Annotated in this window: 22 protein-coding genes; 10 read left to right on the top strand and 12 right to left on the bottom strand. The window is 62.4% G+C overall.

Annotated features, from left to right (window positions below; genetic code table 11):
• Positions 1 to 54 precede the first annotated feature (54 nt).
• From HGO38_RS15400 to HGO38_RS15385, 4 genes are all read left to right on the top strand, one after another.
• Complete coding sequence (locus HGO38_RS15400) at positions 55 to 816, top strand: sugar phosphate isomerase/epimerase family protein (RefSeq protein WP_250956775.1); 762 nt, start codon at positions 55 to 57, stop codon at positions 814 to 816.
• A gap of 34 nt (positions 817 to 850) precedes the next feature.
• Entirely contained in the window at positions 851 to 1,984 is a 1,134-nt protein-coding gene (locus HGO38_RS15395; protein ID WP_250956774.1) for a Gfo/Idh/MocA family protein, read from the top strand.
• Positions 1,985 to 2,149: 165 nt separating this feature from the next.
• Positions 2,150 to 3,202, top strand: coding sequence for an L-glyceraldehyde 3-phosphate reductase (gene mgrA, locus HGO38_RS15390; RefSeq protein WP_250956773.1), 1,053 nt, complete (start codon positions 2,150 to 2,152; stop codon positions 3,200 to 3,202).
• A gap of 173 nt (positions 3,203 to 3,375) precedes the next feature.
• Entirely contained in the window at positions 3,376 to 4,992 is a 1,617-nt protein-coding gene (locus HGO38_RS15385; protein ID WP_250956772.1) for a glycoside hydrolase family 43 protein, read from the top strand.
• Here the strand turns inward: HGO38_RS15385 and HGO38_RS15380 are convergent.
• Both HGO38_RS15380 and znuA read right to left on the bottom strand, forming a co-directional pair.
• Entirely contained in the window at positions 4,989 to 6,902 is a 1,914-nt protein-coding gene (locus HGO38_RS15380; protein WP_250956771.1) for an O-linked N-acetylglucosamine transferase, SPINDLY family protein, read from the bottom strand. The genes HGO38_RS15385 and HGO38_RS15380 overlap by 4 nt on opposite strands.
• Positions 6,903 to 7,195: 293 nt before the next feature.
• Positions 7,196 to 8,212, bottom strand: a complete 1,017-nt coding sequence (znuA, locus tag HGO38_RS15375; protein ID WP_250956770.1) for a zinc ABC transporter substrate-binding protein ZnuA — start codon at positions 8,210 to 8,212, stop codon at positions 7,196 to 7,198.
• Positions 8,213 to 8,316: 104 nt separating this feature from the next.
• Here znuA and HGO38_RS15370 point away from each other — a divergent pair, with 104 nt between their 5' ends.
• The 3 genes from HGO38_RS15370 to HGO38_RS15360 are packed head-to-tail and all read left to right on the top strand — an operon-like array spanning position 8,317 to position 10,441.
• The gene (locus tag HGO38_RS15370) at positions 8,317 to 9,231 is read left to right on the top strand and encodes an ATP-binding cassette domain-containing protein (protein ID WP_250956769.1); all 915 of its coding nucleotides are present in this window, start codon (positions 8,317 to 8,319) and stop codon (positions 9,229 to 9,231) included.
• The gene (locus tag HGO38_RS15365) at positions 9,224 to 10,039 is read left to right on the top strand and encodes an iron chelate uptake ABC transporter family permease subunit (protein ID WP_250956768.1); all 816 of its coding nucleotides are present in this window, start codon (positions 9,224 to 9,226) and stop codon (positions 10,037 to 10,039) included. Before HGO38_RS15370 ends, HGO38_RS15365 begins: the two co-directional genes overlap by 8 nt.
• Before the next feature lie 6 nt (positions 10,040 to 10,045).
• The gene (locus HGO38_RS15360; protein ID WP_168474219.1) at positions 10,046 to 10,441 is read left to right on the top strand and encodes a Fur family transcriptional regulator; all 396 of its coding nucleotides are present in this window, start codon (positions 10,046 to 10,048) and stop codon (positions 10,439 to 10,441) included.
• Between the two features lie 17 nt (positions 10,442 to 10,458).
• Here the strand turns inward: HGO38_RS15360 and HGO38_RS15355 are convergent, their stop codons facing one another.
• The 7 genes from HGO38_RS15355 to HGO38_RS15325 form a co-directional block, all read right to left on the bottom strand.
• On the bottom strand, positions 10,459 to 10,986 hold the full coding sequence (locus tag HGO38_RS15355; protein WP_250956767.1) for a gamma carbonic anhydrase family protein: 528 nt from the start codon (positions 10,984 to 10,986) through the stop codon (positions 10,459 to 10,461).
• An 80-nt stretch (positions 10,987 to 11,066) separates the two neighbouring features.
• A complete protein-coding gene (locus HGO38_RS15350; RefSeq protein ID WP_250956766.1) occupies positions 11,067 to 11,336 on the bottom strand; it encodes a hypothetical protein in 270 nt (89 codons plus the stop codon).
• A 50-nt stretch (positions 11,337 to 11,386) separates the two neighbouring features.
• A complete protein-coding gene (locus HGO38_RS15345; RefSeq protein ID WP_502941577.1) occupies positions 11,387 to 12,775 on the bottom strand; it encodes a serine hydrolase in 1,389 nt (462 codons plus the stop codon).
• 182 nt (positions 12,776 to 12,957) lie between these two features.
• Complete coding sequence (locus HGO38_RS15340; protein ID WP_250956764.1) at positions 12,958 to 13,743, bottom strand: hypothetical protein; 786 nt, start codon at positions 13,741 to 13,743, stop codon at positions 12,958 to 12,960.
• Between the two features lie 309 nt (positions 13,744 to 14,052).
• Complete coding sequence (locus HGO38_RS15335) at positions 14,053 to 14,607, bottom strand: transglutaminase-like cysteine peptidase (RefSeq protein WP_250956850.1); 555 nt, start codon at positions 14,605 to 14,607, stop codon at positions 14,053 to 14,055.
• 403 nt (positions 14,608 to 15,010) lie between these two features.
• Positions 15,011 to 15,166 carry a hypothetical protein gene (locus HGO38_RS15330; RefSeq protein WP_250956763.1) on the bottom strand — a complete coding sequence of 52 codons (156 nt, stop codon included), beginning with the start codon at positions 15,164 to 15,166 and terminating at the stop codon, positions 15,011 to 15,013.
• Between the two features lie 85 nt (positions 15,167 to 15,251).
• Positions 15,252 to 15,863, bottom strand: coding sequence for a PilZ domain-containing protein (locus tag HGO38_RS15325; RefSeq protein WP_250956762.1), 612 nt, complete (start codon positions 15,861 to 15,863; stop codon positions 15,252 to 15,254).
• 329 nt (positions 15,864 to 16,192) lie between these two features.
• Here HGO38_RS15325 and HGO38_RS15320 point away from each other — a divergent pair, with 329 nt between their 5' ends.
• Both HGO38_RS15320 and HGO38_RS15315 read left to right on the top strand, forming a co-directional pair.
• The gene (locus HGO38_RS15320; RefSeq protein WP_502941574.1) at positions 16,193 to 16,951 is read left to right on the top strand and encodes a rhomboid family intramembrane serine protease; all 759 of its coding nucleotides are present in this window, start codon (positions 16,193 to 16,195) and stop codon (positions 16,949 to 16,951) included.
• A 143-nt stretch (positions 16,952 to 17,094) separates the two neighbouring features.
• On the top strand, positions 17,095 to 17,529 hold the full coding sequence (locus tag HGO38_RS15315) for a CBS domain-containing protein (RefSeq protein WP_250956761.1): 435 nt from the start codon (positions 17,095 to 17,097) through the stop codon (positions 17,527 to 17,529).
• 84 nt (positions 17,530 to 17,613) lie between these two features.
• Here HGO38_RS15315 and HGO38_RS15310 read toward each other — a convergent pair whose 3' ends face one another.
• The 3 genes from HGO38_RS15310 to folE form a co-directional block, all read right to left on the bottom strand.
• Positions 17,614 to 18,573 carry a patatin-like phospholipase family protein gene (locus tag HGO38_RS15310; protein ID WP_250956760.1) on the bottom strand — a complete coding sequence of 320 codons (960 nt, stop codon included), beginning with the start codon at positions 18,571 to 18,573 and terminating at the stop codon, positions 17,614 to 17,616.
• Between the two features lie 108 nt (positions 18,574 to 18,681).
• The gene (gene hisI / locus HGO38_RS15305; RefSeq protein ID WP_250956759.1) at positions 18,682 to 19,143 is read right to left on the bottom strand and encodes a phosphoribosyl-AMP cyclohydrolase; all 462 of its coding nucleotides are present in this window, start codon (positions 19,141 to 19,143) and stop codon (positions 18,682 to 18,684) included.
• A 31-nt stretch (positions 19,144 to 19,174) separates the two neighbouring features.
• On the bottom strand, positions 19,175 to 19,780 hold the full coding sequence (gene folE / locus HGO38_RS15300; RefSeq protein WP_250956758.1) for a GTP cyclohydrolase I FolE: 606 nt from the start codon (positions 19,778 to 19,780) through the stop codon (positions 19,175 to 19,177).
• Between the two features lie 294 nt (positions 19,781 to 20,074).
• Between folE and HGO38_RS15295 the strand changes: the two genes are divergently transcribed.
• Positions 20,075 to 20,524 (top strand): iron-sulfur cluster assembly scaffold protein, encoded by a 450-nt coding sequence (locus tag HGO38_RS15295; protein ID WP_250956848.1) that lies wholly within the window; start codon positions 20,075 to 20,077, stop codon positions 20,522 to 20,524.
• Positions 20,525 to 20,527 lie beyond the last annotated feature (3 nt).

Genomic DNA, 20,527 nt, shown 5'->3' with positions numbered 1-20,527 from the left:
CAAGCCTCAATGGCACCCGACCGTTGATGCAGCCGATCTCGAGGAGGAGACGATATGACCAAGCTAGGTTTCCAGCTCTACAGCGCCCGCAATTTCCAGCCCTTCAGCGCCATCCTGCCGCTTCTGTCGGAAGCGGGATATGCCTCCGTCGAAGGCTACGGCGCCATGTATGCCGCCGTGGACGAGGCGGGCCTGCAATCCCTGAAGGCCGATCTCGACAGGAACGGCCTGACCATGCCGACCGGCCATTTCGGCCTCGATCTCCTGGAAAGCGATCCGAAGCGCGTTCTGACGATTGCCGCAACGCTCGGCATCGAGGCGGTCTATTGCCCCTATCTGCTGCCCGACCAGCGGCCGAGCGATGCGGCCGGCTGGTTTGCCTTCGGCCAGCGCCTGCAGGCGGCCGGCAAGCCGATCCGCGATGCCGGTCTGCGCTTCGGCTGGCACAATCACGATTTCGAGTTTGTCACCTTGGAGGATGGCTCGACGCCGCAGGAGCAGATCTTTGCCGGCGGCCCCGATCTGCTCTGGGAAGCCGATATCGCCTGGATCATCCGTGGCGGCGCCGATCCCTTTGCCTGGATCGAGAGCTACGGCAAACGCATCTCCGCCGTTCACGTCAAGGATATCGCCGCTCCCGGCGAGAACAAGGACGAGGATGGCTGGGCCGATGTCGGCCATGGCACCGTCGACTGGAAGGGCCTGATGGATGCGCTGAAGGCCTATAAGGTGCGCGACTTCGTCGTCGAGCATGACAATCCGAACGACATTGGCCGGCTGATCAGCCGCTCCATTGCGTCCTTCAATTCCTATTGATCGAAACCTGTTCTGGAAAAAACTGGATAGCCCCATGACACGCGAACTCGGCGTCGGCATCATCGGATGCGGCAATATCTCGACCACTTACTTTTCTCTGGCCCCGCTGTTCAAGGGGCTGAAGGTGCTGGCCTGCACCGACCTCAACATGAATGCCGCCGAACTCCGGGCGGAAGAATATGGCGTCATCGCCCAGCCGATGGAGGAGCTGCTCGCCAATCCGGATCTCGACATCATCGTCAACCTGACGATTCCGGATGCCCATTTCGCAGTCTCGAAGCGCATCCTGGAGGCCGGCAAGCACGTCTATTCGGAAAAGCCGCTGGTGCTGAGCCTGGAGCAGGGCGAGGAACTCAGGCGCATTGCCAGGGAGAAGGGCCTCTTCGTCGGCTGCGCGCCGGATACGTTTCTCGGCGGCTCGCACCAGCTGGCGCGGCAATTCATCGACCAGGGCGGCATCGGCCGCATCACCTCGGGCACCTGCCATGTGATGAGTCCCGGCATGGAAATGTGGCATCCCAACCCGGATTTCTTCTTCCTGCCCGGCGGCGGACCGATCCTCGACCTCGGGCCCTATTATATCGCCAATCTGATCAACCTGATCGGCCCGGTCAAACGGGTGGCGGCGCTGACTTCGATGGCGTCTGAGACCCGCACCATCACCAGCCAGCCGCGCAGCGGCGAGACCATTCCGGTCAAGACGCCGACCAATATCCACGCGCTGCTGGAGTTTCAGAACGGTGCGACGATCACGCTGTCGGCAAGCTGGGATGTCTGGTCGCACCGCCACGCCAATATGGAACTCTACGGCACCGAGGGCTCGCTCTATGTGCCGGATCCGAATTTCTTCGGCGGCATCGTCGAGGCCAGCGGCCGCAACAAGGAGATTGCGCCGCTCGCCGAATGGGACCATCCGTTCGGCATCAACAACCAGGAACATGCCAACGGCCCGCGCGCCAATTATCGCACCGCCGGGCTTGCCGACATGGCGCTGGCGATCCTCGGCGGCCGTGACGCGCGCTGCTCGCTGGAGCGCGCCCTGCACGGCGTCGATGTGATGGTATCGATCCTGAAATCCGGCGAAACGGGGCAATTCGTGACGCTGTCGACGACATGTACCCAGCCGGCAGCTCTCGGGGTGGACGAAGCGCGGGCTTTGCTGAGATAAAGCGTTGTTGCCCCTCATCCCCCTGCCGGGACCTTCTCCCCGCAGGCGGGGCGAAGGGGGCAGAGCGGCGACCCCATCGGCCTTCTCCCCGTTTACGGGGAGAAGGTGGCGGCAGCCGGATGAAGGGCAATCCCGCTTCGACGCGCATTGGAGAGAGAACCGCCCATGACCTATACCCCGGCCGAGAACCGCTATGCCAAAATGGCCTACAATCGTTGCGGCAAGAGCGGCCTGACACTGCCGGCCATCTCGCTTGGCCTCTGGCACAATTTTGGCAATGACACCCCCCATGCCACCAAGCAGGCGATCTGCCGCACGGCCTTCGATCTCGGCATCACGCATTTTGATCTCGCCAACAATTACGGCCCGCCGGCCGGCAGCGCCGAAACCGCCTTCGGCGAGATACTGAAGACCGATTTTTCAGGCTACCGCGATGAGATGATCATCTCGTCCAAGGCCGGCTACAACATGTGGCCGGGACCTTACGGCGAATGGGGCAGCCGCAAATACCTGATCGCCTCCTGCGACCAGAGCCTGAAGCGCCTGGGCCTCGACTATCTCGACATCTTCTATTCGCACCGCTTCGATCCCGATACGCCGCTGGAAGAAACCTGTGCCGCGCTCGATCACATCGTCCGGTCGGGCAGGGCACTTTATATCGGTATCTCCTCCTATAATTCGCAGCGCACTCGCGAGGCCCATGCGATCCTGAAACGCCTCGGCACGCCGCTTTTGATCCATCAGCCGAGCTATTCGATGATCAACCGCTGGATCGAGGTGGACGGTCTGGTCGATACGCTCGAAGAGCTGGGGGTGGGTTCCATCGTCTTCTCGCCTCTCGCGCAAGGCATGCTGACCTCGAAATATCTCGGCGGCATTCCGGAGACCAGCCGCGCTGCCCAGGGCAAGTCGCTCAACAGGGATTTTCTGACCGACCGGAACGTCGACAATATCCGCAAGCTCAACGCCATTGCCGAGCGGCGCGGCCAGACGCTGGCGCAGATGGCGCTGGCCTGGGTGCTGCGCGGCGGACGCATCACCACCGCCCTGATCGGCGCCTCGAAACCGTCCCAGGTCGAGGATTGCGTCAAGGCCCTCGACCGGCCGGATTTCACCGGGGAAGAACTGGCCGAGATCGATGTTCATGCCAGGGACGCCGACATCAACCTCTGGGCCGCATCCGCTGAGCGCAAGGGGCCGGAGCGGAAGAAGACATAGAGAACGCCGGTGCCCCTCATCCGCCTGCCGGCACCTTCTCCCCGCAGGCGGGGAGAAGGGACCTGCCGCAGCGTCTCCGCTCCTTCGCCCCGTTTACGGGGAGAAGGTGGCCCGGTAGGGCCGGATGAGGGGCATTTAGACCGGTAACCGATATTTTTTGGGAGGACACCCGCATGATTCAAAACCCCATCCTGTCGGGATTCAATCCCGATCCGTCGATCTGCCGGGTCGGCGAGGACTATTATATCGCCACCTCCACCTTCGAGTGGTATCCGGGCGTGCAAATCCACCATTCGCGCGATCTGGCCAACTGGACGCTGGTGCGCCGACCCCTGGAGCGCCGGAGCCAGCTCGACATGCGCGGCAATCCCGACAGCTGCGGCATCTGGGCGCCGTGTCTCTCCTATGCCGATGGCCTGTTCTGGCTGGTCTATACGGACGTCAAGCGGCTCGACGGCAATTTCAAGGACGCCCATAACTATATCGTCAAGTGCCCGACCATTGATGGCGTGTGGTCCGATCCGGTCTATGTCAATTCCTCCGGCTTCGACCCCTCGCTGTTTCACGACGAGGACGGCCGCAAGTGGTTTCTCAACATGCAGTGGAACCACCGCACCGAAAGCTACGGCGGCTCGCCGAAACATCCGGCCTTCGACGGCATCCTCTGCCAGGAATGGGATCCGTTGCAGAAGACGCTTGTCGGTCCGATCAAGAATATCTTCGCCGGCAGCTCGCTCGGCCTGGTCGAGGGGCCGCATCTGTTCAAGCGCAACGGCTGGTATTATCTCACCACCGCTGAGGGCGGCACCGGCTACGATCATGCCGTGACCATGGCCCGCTCGCGGACCATCGACGGTCCCTATGAGATGCACCCCGACATCCATCTGATCACCGCCAAGGATCACCCGGAAGCCCCGCTGCAGCGGGCCGGCCATGGCCAATATGTCGAGACGCCGGACGGGCAGCCCTATCACACCCATCTCTGCGGCCGTCCGCTGGCGCCGAAGCGGCGCTGCACGCTGGGCCGCGAAACCGCCCTGCAGAAATGCGTCTGGAAGGACGATGACTGGCTCTATCTGCAGCGCGGCGGCCCGGTGCCGGCACTTGAGGTCGAGGCGCCCGGCGGCGCATCCTCAGCGGTCAGCACGGCGCCTATCCGCATCGACTTCGACAGTGCAGACTTACCGATGGACTTTCAGTGGCTGCGCACCCCCGAGCCCGATCGCCTGTTCAGCCTTTCGGCCCGGGCCGGGCATCTGCGCCTGTTCGGCCGCGAGAGCATCGGCTCCTGGTTCGAGCAATCGCTGGTCGCCCGACGGCAGGAGCATCATCGTTTCCGCGTCGAGACCGTTGTCGATTTTGCCCCCGACACCTATCAGCAGGCCGCCGGCCTCACCCATTATTATAACCGCCACAAGTTCCATGCTTTGGCCGTCACCCTGCATGAAAAGCTCGGCCGGGTGGTCACCCTCTTCTCCTGCCCGGGCGACTTTCCCCATAGCCGCCTGCAGTTTCCGGTCGATCACGGCGTGCCGGTGCCGGACGGCCCGGTCGAGCTGTCGATGGAGATTTCCGACAATGACCTGCAGTTCGCCTGGCGTCCGGCCGGCTTTAACGACTGGCAGCCGATCGGCCCTATTCTCGACGCCGGGGTGATTTCCGACGAGGGCGGCCGCGGCGAACACGGATCCTTCACTGGCGCCTTTGCCGGACTGTTCGCCTTCGACACCAGCGGACGGGCCAAGCCGGCCGATTTCGATCACTTCACCTACGAGCCGCTTCAGAGCTAAAGAAACGGCTCCAGTCGCGGCGAAAGCCTCGGCACGTCGAAAGGCTCGGGCGCCAGCCCCTGGCGCGCCCGCTCCGCCATGGTCGCGAAGGCGGTTTCCAGATGCCGGCAGAAGCGTTCGGCATCGAACAGCGGCGCGCGGAAACGATTGTAGGCGAGCTTTTCGCGGATTGCGGTGATGCGGCCGGGCTCATTGACGATCGCCGTGCAGAGCGCCACGAAATCGTCGGCATTGTTCGCGACCAGATCCGGCAGGCCGACGGCGTTCAGCAGGCTTTCCGACACGCGGGAGGCAAAATTGCTGCCCTTGAAGGTCACAACCGGCACGCCGGCCCATAGCATGTCCGAGGTCGTCGTATGACCGTTATAGGGAAAGCTGTCGAGGCCGAGATCGGCGGCTTGCGCCCGCGCCATATGGGCGGCATAGGCCATTTTCGGCGCAAACAGGAATTGGTGGGATTTGACGCCGAGCCGGCGGAACTGGTCGGCGGTGTTCTGCCGCGCCGTATTGCCATTGACCATCAGCCACAGCATGGCGTCGGGATTGGCGCGCAGCACGGCTGCCCAATGGGCCATGGTTTCCGGCGAATTCTTGCGCTGGCTGTTGAAGGCGCAGAACACGAAACGATCGGTCGGCAGTCCATAGGCCCGCCGCGAGGCTGGCGTCGGCAATGCCCGGTGCAGCGGGTCGTTCGGCTGGTAGGTTTCCGGCAGGCGGCAGAACGTTTCATGATAATGGGGTTTCGAACTGTCCGGCAGCACGAAGGGATCGCCGATCACATAGTCGCAGCCGACATGCACGCAACTGCCCGGAAAGCCCAGCCATTGCACATGCACCGGCGCCACGGGCTGGTTCATCAGCTGCGAGCGGGTGTGGCTGGTATGGCCCTTGAGGTCGACGAGGATGTCGATGTTGCAGGCCCGGATCGCCTGGATCGCCTCGGCATCGTCCATCGCCCCGATGCGCACGATCCGTCCCCAGCTCTGGCGGTTGCCGCCATCAAAGGCGATGAAACGGTCCTGGGTGTAGCAGAACAGCGTCACCTCGAACCGGTCTGGATCATGGGCCGTCAGAACGCTCTGGAACAGCCGCATCGTCGCATGGTCGTCCCACAGATCATTGGAGAGATAGCCGATGCGGATCTTGTCGCCCCAGCGATGCGGCATGGCGCGGCGCCGGGCTGCGGCATCGCCCGGAGGCGGCGCAACGGGCACATTGCTGGCCAGCCGATTGAGCGCCTCGTCGCCCAGCCACATCAGATTGTAATGGGGTGTCTCGGCGGCAAGGGCGGCCGTCTGGCCCTCAGAAAATTCCAGCCGCAGGGCGGCTTCCTCGGCCTCCAGCACCTCGAAATCGCAGAATTCGCGGGCATAGGCCAACAGCGACATGCGGATATGGGCGTCGTCAGGATGCAGCCGGCGCAGCTTCTTGTAGAGGATCAGATTGTTCTCGTTGCGGGCATCGCTGGAGATCAGCTGCGCCGCCAGCGCCAGATGCGCCGGGTCGTCGCTGGCCACCAGATCGTTCTTCATGGCCTCGACGAACGTATCCCGGCCAAGCCGCCGCGTCACGGAAATCAGGATATAGGCCGCTTCCGGATCGTCCTGAACCCGGCCGCGCAGGTCGAGCGCCAGGGCCGCCGCCTTATCGGTCTCTCCGGCGTCGAAGTAAAGCCGCGCCGCGCGCCGCAGGTGTATCTCCGGCGCATGGTCATCGCGCCGGGCGGCATGTTCGAAGGTCTCGGCCGCCGCGGTCGGCAGGCCCAGCTTCAGCAGTGTCTCGGCCAGCAGCAGCACGGGGGCCAGATCGGGGGAGGTGGCGATCAGGCCGTTCAGCGCCGTCAGCGCATCGTTATAATCGCCGGCGTCGAAAGCGGCCCGCGCCTTGGCAAGATTGTCGTTGAAAGGCAAGCCGATTCTCCCGGAGCATCACTGCGATGAAAGCCGGTAAGCTAGGCAGCGGGCCTTGCGCAGGGCTAACGGAGACCTCGCTTTTCCGTCATCCCGCGAAAGCGGGAATCCAGCCACGGCGCGTCCGCGCCGTCAAAGAGTCTCGTGTGATCAAGAACTTGATCACGCTGGTTCCCGGCGCAAGGCCGGGATGACGGGAAGGGATTGCATCGCTGCAGAGGGCGATGCCCGGCTTCCTATCGTGCTCAGAACGGAGGCGGTCACGATGGCCGCCCTATTGATGCAAATCCCGCTCAGTTGGTCTGCGACAGGCAGGTGACCAGCGATGTGCCGATGCCGCGCATCAGTTCGAAATAGAGATCCGGACCGGCTGCAAGCGTTGCCGCTTCCGGGTCGAGCGTGCCGGCTCTGGCCGGCGTGCCCTCGGTCACCACCTTGACCAGTTTCGGTTCGAACTGCGGTTCGGCAAACACGCAGGTCGCGCCAAGCTCGGTCACCTTCTTGTGGATCTCGGAAATCCGCTCGGCACCCGGCGTCGCCTCCGGGCTGACCGTGATCGATCCGGCGACCCGCACCCCGTAGCGGTGCTCGAAATACTGATAGGCATCATGGAACACCACGAAAGGTCTGTCCTTGATCGGTGCGACGGTGGCCTTCAGCTCCGTGTCGAGGGCGTCCAGCCGGTCGGACAGCGCCTTGGCATTCGCCTTGTAGGCTGCAGCATGGTCCGGATCGGCGGCCGACAGGGTCTGTTCGATCTCGGCCGTCATCGCCTTGGCATTGATCGGATCGAGCCAGAGATGCATATCGTGGCCGCCATGCTCGTGATCATGGTCTTCATGGCCCTCTTCGGCATGGCCGGCCTCGGCTGTGTCATGATCATGGCCCGCTTCCGCGGCGTGATCGTCATGGTCTTCATGCTCGCCATGATCATGCGCCTCGAAGGCGCCGCCCTCGCGAAAGGGCAGGGTCGTGATGCCGGGCGCTTCTTCCAGTTCAACCACGGTTGCCTTGCCGGCCAGCGCTTCAAGCGGCTTCTCCAGAAACGCTTCCAGGCCATGCCCCACCCAGAACACCACATTGGCATTCTGCAGCGCGCGGGCGTTCGATGGCTTCAGCGTATAGGTATGGGGCGAGGCGGCCCCTTCGACGATCAGCTTCGGCTCGCCGACGCCGTCCATCACGGCGGCGACCAGCGAGTGGATCGGTTTGATCGACACGACGACTTCGGGCGCAGCCGCCAGCGCCAGAGACGGCAGAAGCGACAGACCGGCCACGCCGGCCAGCAGGGACAGTTTTGACAAGGACATCAGCTTACTCCGGCTTGATATGACGACGTAATGTTATTACATCAATTGCGTTATGCTATAACGTGTGCCATAGCCTCTTGCAACAGCGAAAATTTGGAAAATCCATGGACGCTCCCCGATCCCATCGTCAGCCGCCGCTCGTCTCCCTGACCAATGCCGGTATTTCCCGCGGCGGTCGCTGGCTGGTGCGCGGCGTCGAGTTCTCGGTCAGCCCCGGCGAGATCGTCACCCTGATCGGCCCGAACGGGTCCGGCAAATCGACGAGCGCCAAGATGGCGATCGGCGTGCTGGAGCCGAGCGAGGGCAGGGTGGAACGCCGCCCCGGCTTCAAGGTCGGCTATGTCCCGCAGAAGCTGGCCGTCGACTGGACCATGCCTTTGACTGTGCGCCGGTTGATGACGCTGACGGGGAAACTTGCCGCCCGTGAGGTGGATGAGGTGCTCGACTCCGTCGGCATTGCCCATCTGGCCGGCGCCGAGGTGCAGAACCTGTCCGGCGGCGAGTTCCAGCGCGCCCTGCTGGCCCGCGCCATCGCCCGCAAGCCCGACCTGCTGGTCCTCGATGAGCCGGTTCAGGGCGTTGATTTCACCGGCGAGATCGCGCTCTACAATCTGATCACCTCGATCCGCGACCGCACCGGCTGCGGCATCCTGCTGATTTCCCACGATCTGCATGTGGTGATGGCCGAGACCGACACGGTGATCTGCCTGAATGGCCATGTCTGCTGCCGCGGCACGCCGGAAGCCGTCAGCCAGAGCCCCGAATATACGCGCCTGTTCGGTGCCGCCGCCGGCCGCACGCTGGCGGTCTACAACCACCATCATGACCATACCCATCTGCCGGATGGCCGTGTCCAGCATGAGGATGGCACGGTGACCGACCATTGCCACCCGGATGACGGTCATCATCACGATCACGATCACGCGCACGATCATGGGCACGACCATGACCATCACGACCATGGCCACGCCCACGATCACGCGCCGGCGCATAAGCACGAGGGCCATCCCCATGCTTGACGATTTCTTCATCCGCGCGTTGCTGGCCGGAATTGGCCTGGCGCTGACCGTCGGACCACTCGGCTGTTTCGTCATCTGGCGGCGCATGGCCTATTTCGGCGATACCATGGCCCATTCGGCGCTGCTGGGCGTGGCGCTGTCGCTGCTGTTTTCCTTGAACCTGATGGTCAGCGTCTTTCTGGTCGCCGCCCTCGTCTCGCTGCTGCTGATGGCCCTGCAGCGCCGCCAGGGTCTGTCGGCCGATGCGCTGCTCGGTATCCTCAGCCACGCGACCTTGGCCATCGGCCTCGTGTTGGTCGCCTTCATGACCTGGGTGCGCATCGACCTGATCGCCTTCCTGTTCGGCGATATCCTCGCCGTGACGCCAACCGATGTGGCGATCATCTGGATCGGCGGCCTGTTCGTTGTCAGTGTGATCGCCATGCTCTGGCGGTCCTTGCTGGCCTCCACCGTCAATGCCGAACTGGCCGAGGCGGAAGGCATGAAGCCCGAGCGCGCCCGCCTGATTTTCATGCTGCTGATGGCGCTGGTCATCGCCATCGCCATGAAGATCGTCGGCATCATGCTGATCACGGCGCTGTTGATCATCCCAGCTGCCGCCGCCCGCCGGTTTGCCGCAACGCCGGAGATGATGGCGGTCTATGCCTCGCTGATCGGCGCCGTCGCGGTGGTCGGCGGCCTGTTCGGGTCGCTCAGCTACGATACGCCGTCCGGTCCGTCGATCGTCGTCGCCGCGCTGATCCTGTTTGTCGCAAGCCTGCTGCCGTTTGCCCGCAAGCGGACCGATGACGCGGCCCTGAAAGGATAGAACCCCATGACGATTCCGAAGCTCACCCGCAACCAGTCGCTGGTCTTCGGCGCGCTCGAAACCGCGGAAGGTCCGCTGTCGGCCTATACCATCCTCGACAAGCTGCGCGACAACGGCTTTCGCGCCCCTTTGCAGGTCTATCGGGCGCTGGAGAAACTGCTGGAACTCGGCCTCGTCCATCGGCTGGAAAGCATCAACGCCTTCGTCGCCTGCTCCCATCCGCAGGACAATTGCGGCAGCCACGGGACGGTGGCCTTTGCCATCTGCAATGGTTGCGGCCAGGTCATCGAGTTTCATGACCACGCCCTGGATCATCGCCTCGCCGATTGGGCCAAGGGCCAGCATTTCAAGGCGGAGAAGACGACGATCGAGATCCGCGGCCTGTGCCAGGCCTGCGCCTGAGCCGAACGGCCAGCAGCCTACAGCGGCCGCAGCTCTTTCGAAAAGCGCTGCCAGTTGCCGATATAGCTGGCGGCCGAGCGTCTCAGCCCGGAAATGGCGGCCTCGTCGAGCACGCGGATGGCACGGGCCGGTGAGCCGACGATCAGCGAATTGTCCGGAAATTCCTTGCCCTCGGTCACCAGCGCATTGGCGCCCACCAGGCAATTGGCGCCGATCCTGACACCGTTCAGAATGGTGGCGCCCATGCCGATCAGCGAATTGTCGCCGATCGTGCAGCCATGCACGATGGCATGATGGCCGATCGTGCAGCCCCTGCCGATGGTGACGGGAAAGCCGGGGTCGACATGCACCATGACGCCTTCCTGGAGATTGCTGCCGGCACCGATCACGATCGGCTCGTTATCGCCGCGCAGCACGGCGCCGAACCACACGCCGACATCCTCGCCAAGTTCGACCTGGCCGATGACATGGGCGTCCGGCGCGATCCAGAACCGTCCGGCCTCCGGTGTTTTGGGCTGATGGGTGCCCAGAGCATAAAGCGGCATGTTATCCCTCCCGGAACATGCAAACGGCCGCCATCGGATGCGGCGGCCGTCTGAAAATTTGGACCAGTGCCAGACTACGGTCAACGCAGCCGGATGACAACTGGATAGCGTCCGGACTGCTTGCCGACATGCAGGTGAATGCGGGCTTCCGGCTGCGAGTAGCGCCAGGCACGGGCGCCGTGACACATCAGAAGATTCATCAGCTCCTTGGTGCGGGACCGCGACCGATGCAGGCCGAAATCCGCGAGCCGGACCGCCGCCTCGTGCAGCGGGTTGAGCGCCAGGCGCGGATTGCGCCTGGAACTATCCGGCGGGTTGCCGACGTCCAGGTGGTCTTCGTTCAGTGCCATAACAAATGCCTCGTACAAAATACAAATCGAGGGTTGCGGAGACGGCAGGGCTATTGCATCGCAGCCCAGCAGCCAATTCCAAGTTTCTTCAGTGCCTTGCAGGTGTTGACCGCGGTTTTCTGGTTGTCGAAGCCGGCAAAACGGGCCCGGTAGAGCTGCTCGGCCCCGTCGCCATAGGCCACGGTAAAGGGCTTTGCGGATCCCAGCACCTTGCCGCCCTTGTCCTGCGCACTGCGCAGCAGATCCATGGCCATCTTCTGGTCCGGGGAGGCGCCGATCTGGATGATCCAGCCCGATTGCGGAGCGGTCGAAGAGGTGACCGTACGGTCGACAGCAACACTTGGAGCCACGGGTGCCTTCAGGACCTGGGCAGGCGGGGCCATGGCGACGGACTGTTGGGCCGGCTTTGGCGCCGGGTTTGCCACGACGGACAGGGCCGCTGCGGCCGCACTGGCCGGCGACGGAGCGGCATAGGCGACTTCGCCAGTGCCGTCGTCATAACGGGTGACCGGCACCGGACCGTTGCTCGGCAGCGCAAAGCGATCGGTGGCGAACGGCGCGTCTGTCGTCACGGTTTCGGCTGCAGCCACTTCGACGGCGGCACCCGGATTGCTCGGCAGGGTCGAGCCATGCTTGGCAATCAGGTTGTTGCTGCCGCCCGAACGGCTGGCCTTCGGCATATAGGTCGCGACGAGCTGGCGCATGGTGGCATCGCGCTTGGCACCCGACTGGCCGCCAAGCACCACGGCGACGATCGAGCGACCGTCCGCTTCGGCTGACGTCGCCAGGTTGAAGCCCGCAGCCCGGGTGTAGCCGGTCTTGATGCCGTCGACGCCGCGCACATTGCCGAGCAGCCGATTGTGATTGCCGATCACCTGCTTGCCGAACGTGAAGCTGCGGGTGGAGAAATAGCCGTAATATTGCGGAAAATGCTGGCGCAGCGCGATGCTGAGGCGAGCCTGGTCGCGCGCCGTGGTCATCTGTGCCGTATTGGGCAGGCCATTGGCATTGCGATAGGTCGTCTTGGTCATGCCCAGCGCCCGCGCCTTGGCGGTCATCTGCTGGGCAAAACGCTGTTCCGATCCGCCGATGAATTCGCCCAGTGCCGTTGCCATATCATTGGCCGAGCGGGTCACCAGCGACTGGATGCCCTGTTCGACGGTCACGCTTCCGCCGGCGCGAACGCCGAGCTTGGACGGCGGCTCTGCCGCGGCATGGGCCGAAACCGGCACTTTGGTGTCGAGACGGATACGACCCGATTCCAGCGCTTCGAAAACCAGATAGAGGGTCATCATCTTGGTCAGCGAGGCCGGATAGCGCAACTCGTCGGCGCTCTCGTCGTAAAGAACCTTGCCGGTTTTCGCATCGATGACGATGCCGGCATAGCGCGGCGCCGCTTGGGCCGGTTGCACCATGGCGAAACAGGCTGCAAACAGCATCATCATGATCGCTGCAAATCGAGATCTTTGGGGGAAGGAGGAGCCCCGGCGATTTAGACTTGGAAATGTATGTTTCACCACGAAAATCTTTACCCGACATTCGAATTTGAACCAGCCGCCCCCCGACGACGTTGAAAGGGGAGTTTAGGGCCGTAGCGTTACCAAGTGGTTTATGATGAAGATTAGGTTTCGTTGTCCGTGCGTTTTTTATCGAATGGAAGCGCGGCATGGGGTGCGTCGCTGATCCGCGATTCCATATACGAGCGGACGGCATCGTCGATGCGGTCCCAGTCGGCCAGCAGGGAGCTCGAGAACCGATAAAGGACGGACAGATCGCGCCCGACATGGATGTCGCGCTGGCAGTCGCCGCTCGAGGCCGGCGTTCCCGGTTTTGGCAGGATGCAACGCACCGCATAGTCCGGCTGGCCAAGCCGTGGGGCGGTCAGAAGCACCTCGTTTTCATAGCCGGTCTCGCTGCGTAACCGGTGCAATGTCAGGCCGTAAGGTCCCTGTTCCGGCGGGCCGCTGAAGAGCTTCGAATAGATCGGTTCGATCCGTCCGGACATGTCGCGCGACATGGTGCTTTGCGAGATCTGCAGGAAAAGCAGGGTGTCTGAGAGAGAGATATCATCGAATCGGCGGCGATATTCCTGGTGGTAGCCGGTCATCTCCGGCCAGAGGAGGTAAAGATCCACCCGTTGCGCCGGCCCGTCATGCCGCTGGCCTTCGAAGCGGATCGTGTTGGCGGTCAGTCTCAGACGGTCCTGGCCGATCGATACCGTATAGATGTCACTGCTGACGCTGTGCCCGGCCAGCGACAGGCGCTCGCCGAACCAGTGGCCGGCGATGCTGATGCCGCCCGACAGCAAAGCAAGCAGTCCGATCACGATGGCCGTGCCGAACAGAAAGCGGTTGGAAACAAGCGGCTGCTCGTCCGCCGAAAGGCCTGATGAAAAGCGATTGTCCATGGCAGGCCCCGCGCTTGGGTGTGACCGACTGAAAACCCGTCAATATCGGTGGCCGTTCCGGCCGAATCCTTGGGGCAGTCGATCACGAGAGATTTGAAAATTGATGCAATATGGTTAATCGACGGTAAACGTGGCCGTCCTGGCTTGTGCGGCGGTTGCGCTGCAACATGGCCGGTCGATTATGTGTCGGGGCCAAAAATGGGGGAGCCGGTCCCGCGGGGAGCGGGACCGGCTCTTGGCTCCGGTCGGGGACGGGTATGCGGGGGGGACTGACCGGGCCAATGGGAATTGGCTGTCGTCTGCTTGTGCTTACTGGGACTTGACGCTGCCGACGGCGACGGCGCGGCCATCCTGAAGTTTGACCCAGCGCCCGGGGTCATCGGAAGACTGGCGCTTGAGATAGGTGTATTCGGTATCCGACCACAGCAGCACCTTGTTGCGCATGTTGTCGAGAATGAAGTCGCCGTGATCTGTCCTGACGGTCAGCACCGCATGGCCTTCGCCATTGGGCTGCAGCACCACGGTCAGCAGCAGGTCGGACGGTTCGAAACCCTGCTGGATCAGCAGCTTGCGCTTGAGCAGGGCAAAATCCTCGCAGTCGCCGACGCTGGTTGGATAGTCCCAACGTTCCTCGACACCGTAGATTTCCTGGTCGGTCAGCGGCTGCACCGTCGCATTGACCGTATAGTTGATGTCGAGCAATTCCTTCCACCGCAGTTCGGTGAGCGGCGCAGGACCCGGATCCGATTGCGTGGCGCGGCACTCATTGCCATAGGTCTTGCAGAATTCGTAATGGCCGATCGGCGGATTGGCCTTGCCGGCAAGCCGCATATTGGCGGGCAGGGCAGCGGCCGGCACCGTCATCGCACCGGTGATAAGGGCAGTCAGGAGGGAAAGTCCCAAAGTCTTCTTGTTTGTCATTTCTTGTCTCCCCGTGTTGAGGAAACAATGGCACCGATAATTTTATCGCTCGCAAAGGATCGCGCTAAAATACAGTATTAAATCAAGTAAAAAATGAGTAGAACAAGAATAAACAGAGAATAAAATACGAATTGTATTTGTTGCGAACTTGACGAAAATTTTACCAAAATTCGAACCATCCTACTGCCAGATTTCGCTGGATGAGGATTCAAGGCACTGAAAGATATAGATTAAATTGGAAGGTCCCGATCGGGGAGACGACGCGTTAGGTGGTGCGGCGTCACCCCGGCCTACCCATTCGCAAACCAACAAAGTTGCCCAGGATGCGGCGTAATTCATATTTTATTCAAACTGAATTGAATATTGTTATCAAAACGAGACAAAAAACTTCGGCCAAAGCCGGAATAATGGTGCGGATGGCGAACGGAATTGTCCTGAACTGACGCAGTTTGGCGAGGCGGACATGCCGCGAGCGGCCGACGCGGCGCAAATCGCCGCTCAAGACGGACTCCCAATGGAGCAGATCTTATCATTTCAAATCGAAGGAAAACGGGGCGGCGGGCGTCAAAGTGCCCGCATGCGGCTGCTCAGAGAAACTCTGTGAGCGCTTCGCGCGATTGCAGCGTGGTGAACTCGATGGCTACGCCTTCGAGAAAATGGCGGATGATGCGGCCGCGCATGCTGCCGAGGCGAACCGCCGTGCCGATGGCCGGACGGAAGTCGATATCGACGGCGGCCCCGGACAGGGACAGGTCCATCAACCGGCAGGGATAACGCCGGCCATCGTCGAGCGTCAGCTCGGTCAGCGTCTGGCGCGGCGTCAGGCGGTCGTGGCGGCGGTCTTCGGGCAGGCCCAGTTCGTGCTTGTTGGCAATCCAGGTCAATTGCGCCGCCAGCTTTTCGCGCTTGCGTTCGGTGGCGACCAGCGACATCACGAAGCCATCGTCGGTCAGCTTGAGGACCGTACCTTCCAGCCGGCCGAGATGATCGATATAGGCGATGATCCGTTCATGGGTGCGCGGGCGTCCGGCGCAGGCCAGGCGCGCGTCGCCCGGCGACATGTCGACGACGGAGCAGACATATTCGTCCTGGCTGGCCAGCATCAGGCGGCCCTGCAGGTTGACAGTCACGCGCTGAAAGGCCCGCGGGGTGGCGGCCGGCGTGGTTTTACTGTTCTGCGTTGCCTGAAACGAATACATACAATAACTTCTTGCGTCGTTGCGCCATGGTTAAAGTCTTACTCGCAAGGCGTTAACAGAAGGTTTTGGCAAGTCTTCGCTTTTTCGGTGCAGCCGTTTCTTCTCCGTGAAATTAAGGTTAATCAATGCTTTCGATTGCGGGCAGCGGCAGGCTGTGGCATCTCAACGCCAAGACATCACGACGCCGTGGTGTTCAGCACTGAGATTTCGGGCACGGGATATTCCCGCGGGGGCCCTGAAGCCGTCCGGGTCAAGCCGGGCGGCTTTTTTTTCGTGTGCGCCTGCGCTAAGACCCGTTGGCGCGTTCCGCCAGGAAAGAGAAACAGATCATGAATGCCATGCCCGAGCCGCCGGAAGGCGAAAGCCGACGGAGTGACGAGATCCCGCGGCCGCCCAAACGCGAACCCGTCTTCAATCTGCCGACCGGCATCCTCGTCTCGCTGCTGTTGCTGGCCGGCATTTTTGCCGTGCAATCGCTGCTGCTGGATGCGGCAACCGAGGAGTGGTTTGTCACGACGCTCGGCTTTTCGCCGATACGCTATGTTTATCCGCTGTCCGAACAGGGTTTTGAGTGGCTCTGGACGCCGGTCACCTATTCCCTGCTGCATGGCGGCATCGAGCATCTGGTGTTCAACAGCCTGTGGCTGGCGGCCTTCGGCACGCCGGTTTACCGGCGTATCGGCGGGCCACGCTTCGTCCTGTTCTGGATCGCCGCGTCCGCCGCCGGTGCGCTGGCGCATACGCTGGTCAATTGGGGCCAGCCGACCCTGATGATCGGCGCATCCGGTGTCGTTTCGGCGCTGATGGGGGCCGCCTGCCGCTTTGCCTTAGGGGGCGACCGGCAGTTACGTCGGCCGGATCACCGATTGCGAGCCCGCCGGCTGTCGATCCTTGAGGCTCTTGGCGACCGCACGATCCTGGTCTTCGTCGGCGCCTGGCTGTTCGGCAATGTGGCAATCGCGGTCGGCCTACCGCTGTTTGGCGATCTGTCTCAGGCCGTCGCCTGGGATGCCCATATCGGCGGCTTCGTCTTCGGCTTCCTGCTGTTTTCTCTCTTCGATCGCTCGCCAAGGCCGACAGCCGCTTGATTCTGGCGATCGCAGAACGCCGACTTCGTATTGCATTCCTTTCTAAATAAGGGCACCATTTCGGGATCGGACCAGCGTCGCGGGAGGGGTGGCGGCGGTCTGACCGCATGGTTCATGCGGTGGCTCGTTTGAAGGAGGATAAAATGTCGGCTACAGTCAGGAGCATACTTCAGGAAAAAGGGCGCGACGTCGTGACCGTCGGTCCCAATATCACGCTGGCGGAGGCCGCGCGGATTCTGCAGGAAAACCGCATCGGCGCCGTCGTCGTGGTGGGCATGGAAGGCCGCATCGTCGGCATCTTCACCGAACGCGACGTGGTCACGGCCATCGGGCGGGGCGGCCAGGACAGCCTGTCGCAGCCGGTCTCGACCATGATGACCGCCAATGTCTATCGCTGTGCGGAAGAGGCGACCGTGAACGAATTGATGGAAGTCATGAGCGCCCGGCGCTTCCGCCACGTGCCTGTCGAGAGCGGCGGCAAGCTGTGCGGCATTATTTCGATCGGTGACGTGGTGAAGTCCCGCATCCGCGAGATCGAATTGGAATCCGAGCAGATCAAGGCCTATATCGCCGGCTGAACCAGTCCGGCCGTAGCGCGCCTGCGGCCGGTCATCGGGCTTGATGCGCGTTGCCAGATGCTGAGCGGCGCAAAGCCGCTCGGCTCAACGCATATAGGCGTCCTGCATGCGGCGCAGTTCGGCGATCTTTGCCTTGGCCTCGTCATAACCGCGGTCGATCGCTTCACCGGCCCGGTGGAATTCCGACAGGCCGATATCGTTGACGCGCGGATGCAGCGCCAGATCCGGCGGATCGCCGGCCAGCCGCGCCCGCGAGATGCGGTCCTGGATGATGTTGAACGACTGCACCATCACCCCGGTCATGCCGAGTCGCCCTTGCGAGCGCGGCGTGTCATCGATCATTCCAAGGTTGCTGGCCTTGTGCTTGACCACGGCCGAGCGGCCGTAGAGGTCGTAGTGCAGGTTGACCGCCATCACCAGCGGCTGCTCGTAGGAGCGGCACACGGAGACCGGCACCGGATTGACCAGGGCGCCGTCGACCAGCGTGCGGTTGTTGCAGCGCACCGGCTCGAAGATGCCGGGCAGGGCGTAAGATGCGCGCAGCGCCGTCACCAGGTTGCCGCCGTCGATCCAGACTTCGTGGCCGCTATGCAGTTCGGACGCCACCGCCACGAAGGGGCGCGGCAGATCCTCGATATTGAGGCCTTCGAGATGTTCCTGCATGCGCTTGGTCAGCCGCATGCCGCCCAGAAGCCCGCCGCCACCGATCGTCAGGTCGAGCAGCGAGGCGATGCGGCGCATGGTCAGCGAGCGCGCGAAAACTTCGAGTTCGTCCAGCTTGCCGGCCAGGTAACAGCCGCCGACCAGGGCGCCGATTGAGGTGCCGGCGATCATGCCGACTTCGACGCCTTCTTCATCCAGCGCCCGCAGCACGCCGATATGCGCCCAACCGCGGGCAGCACCGCCGCCGAGGGCCAAAGCGATCTTGGTCTTGAGGGGAGGTGTCTGGGCCGTTTCAGGAGGCAGAATGGTTTTCAGCGGCGTTTCGCCCTTGGGCGCCGTCGGCGCCGCAGCAGCATGACCCTTCAAACTCCAGTTCAGCATATTGCGTACCCTTTTTGGCTGAACGACTCCCAGTACATCATCAAACCATCAGATGCTTACGAATTCGTTTAGCGCCTGCCGGGAGTCGTCCAATAAATGAGCAGACGCTTATTTTTCGGGTTTGTCGGTATAAACGGCTTCAGGATCGAAATGCCGGTGATTGTCGGTTATTTCAAGGCGGGCCTGTCCATCATCGGTGACGACGCGCCGATAGAAGCAGGATCGCCGGCCGGTGTGGCAGGTGGCGTCATGGCCGGCGACCTCGACCTTGAGCCAGATGGCATCCTGATCGCAGTCGGTGCGGATTTCCACCACCGTCTGCAGATTGCCGGAGGTCTCACCCTTTTTCCAGATCTTTGCGCGCGAGCGGCTGAAATAGTGCGCAATGCCGGTCTCAAGCGTCAGCGACAGCGCCTCGGCATTCATATGGGCGACCATCAGCAATTCGCCGTCGCGGCTGTCGGTGACAACAGCCGTCAGCAAACCGTTGGCGTCAAATTTCGGCGTGAAGCCGCCCGCAGCTTCCAGGGCATGGCTGTCGGCGGGCGGGGCTTGAAAGGTGATGGCCATGCGAAGGGGTTCCGAAAGTGTGGGCGACCGTTTAGCGGCCGCGAACCATGGACATGAAGCGGACCTGCTCGGTGGCATTGTCCTTGAACGAGCCGGTGAACGTCGTCGTCAGCGTCGTCGAGCCGGATTTCTGCACGCCGCGCATTGCCATGCACATATGTTCGGCCTCGATGAACACGGCAACGCCGCGCGGCGCCAGGCTTTCGTCGATCGCCATGGCAATCTGCGCCGTCATCGCTTCCTGGGTCTGCAGGCGCCGACCGAAGACCTCGACGATGCGGGCGATCTTCGACAGGCCGAGAACGCGGCCGTCCGGCAGATAGCCGACATGGGCCTTGCCGATCACCGGCAGCATGTGGTGCTCGCAATGGGAAAAGAACGGAATATCGCGCACCAGCACCATGTCGTCATAGCCGGCCACCTCTTCGAACGTCGTGCCGAGCACGTCATCGATATCGGCACCGTAGCCGGAAAACAGCTCCTCATAGGCCTTGGCGACCCGCTTCGGCGTGTCGAGCAGACCTTCGCGCTGCGGATCGTCGCCGGCCCAGCGCAGCAGTACCCGCACGGCGGCCTCGGCCTCTTCGCGGCTCGGCTTGGCGGTGTCTTGCGGCAACTTCTTCACGATGGCATCCATGCCCTTGGCCTCCAGGTCATCGACCTTAGAACGTGTCTGTTTGGCGTTTCTAGCCTGTAAATGCGCAACTCGGCTCATCTTGGCAAGCCCAATCCTTCTTGAGGGTGCATCAAACGGTCGTGGACACCGTTGATCTCTTTGAACCGCAGCACCACTTATTCTATAATACGGTCTCTTATATAGATCGGTTTTGCCGCCTGTGAAGAAAGGATGGCGCGACAGAGTGTTGCGCCGGCGACGATAATCGCCTCGATCGGCAACGACCTGACATGACCCTTGGAGTGTCTTTTGACCATGGACGACATCTACAACAGCAGAATTCTGGAATTCGCCGGCAATATCGAGCGTATTGGCAGTCTTGGGAATGCCGATGCGGTGTCCGAGAAGCACTCGAAACTGTGCGGTTCGCGGGTCAAGGTCTTTCTGAAAACGGACGGTGAGCGGATTTCCGATTTTTCCCATGTGGTGAAGGCCTGCGCGCTCGGCCAGGCCTCGTCGTCGGTCATGGCCCGCCACGTCGTCGGCGCCACCGCCGCCGAGATCCGCCAGGCGCGCGAAGACATGCTGGCCATGCTAAAATCCGACGGCGAGGGACCGTCCGGCCGCTTCGAGGACATGCGCTACCTGAAACCCGTCAAGGACTACAAGGCCCGCCACGCCTCGACCATGCTGACCTTCGATGCCGTGGTCGACTGTCTCGACCAGATCGGCGTGAAGAGCGCTGCCGTCGCTGCGGCAGGCTAGGCC

Origin of the sequence: Rhizobium sp. CG5 (assembly GCF_023701945.1) — a bacterium.
GTDB lineage: Bacteria > Pseudomonadota > Alphaproteobacteria > Rhizobiales > Rhizobiaceae > Allorhizobium.
Note: the sequence above shows the minus strand (reverse complement) of the source record. Positions and strands in the feature narration are given on the sequence as shown.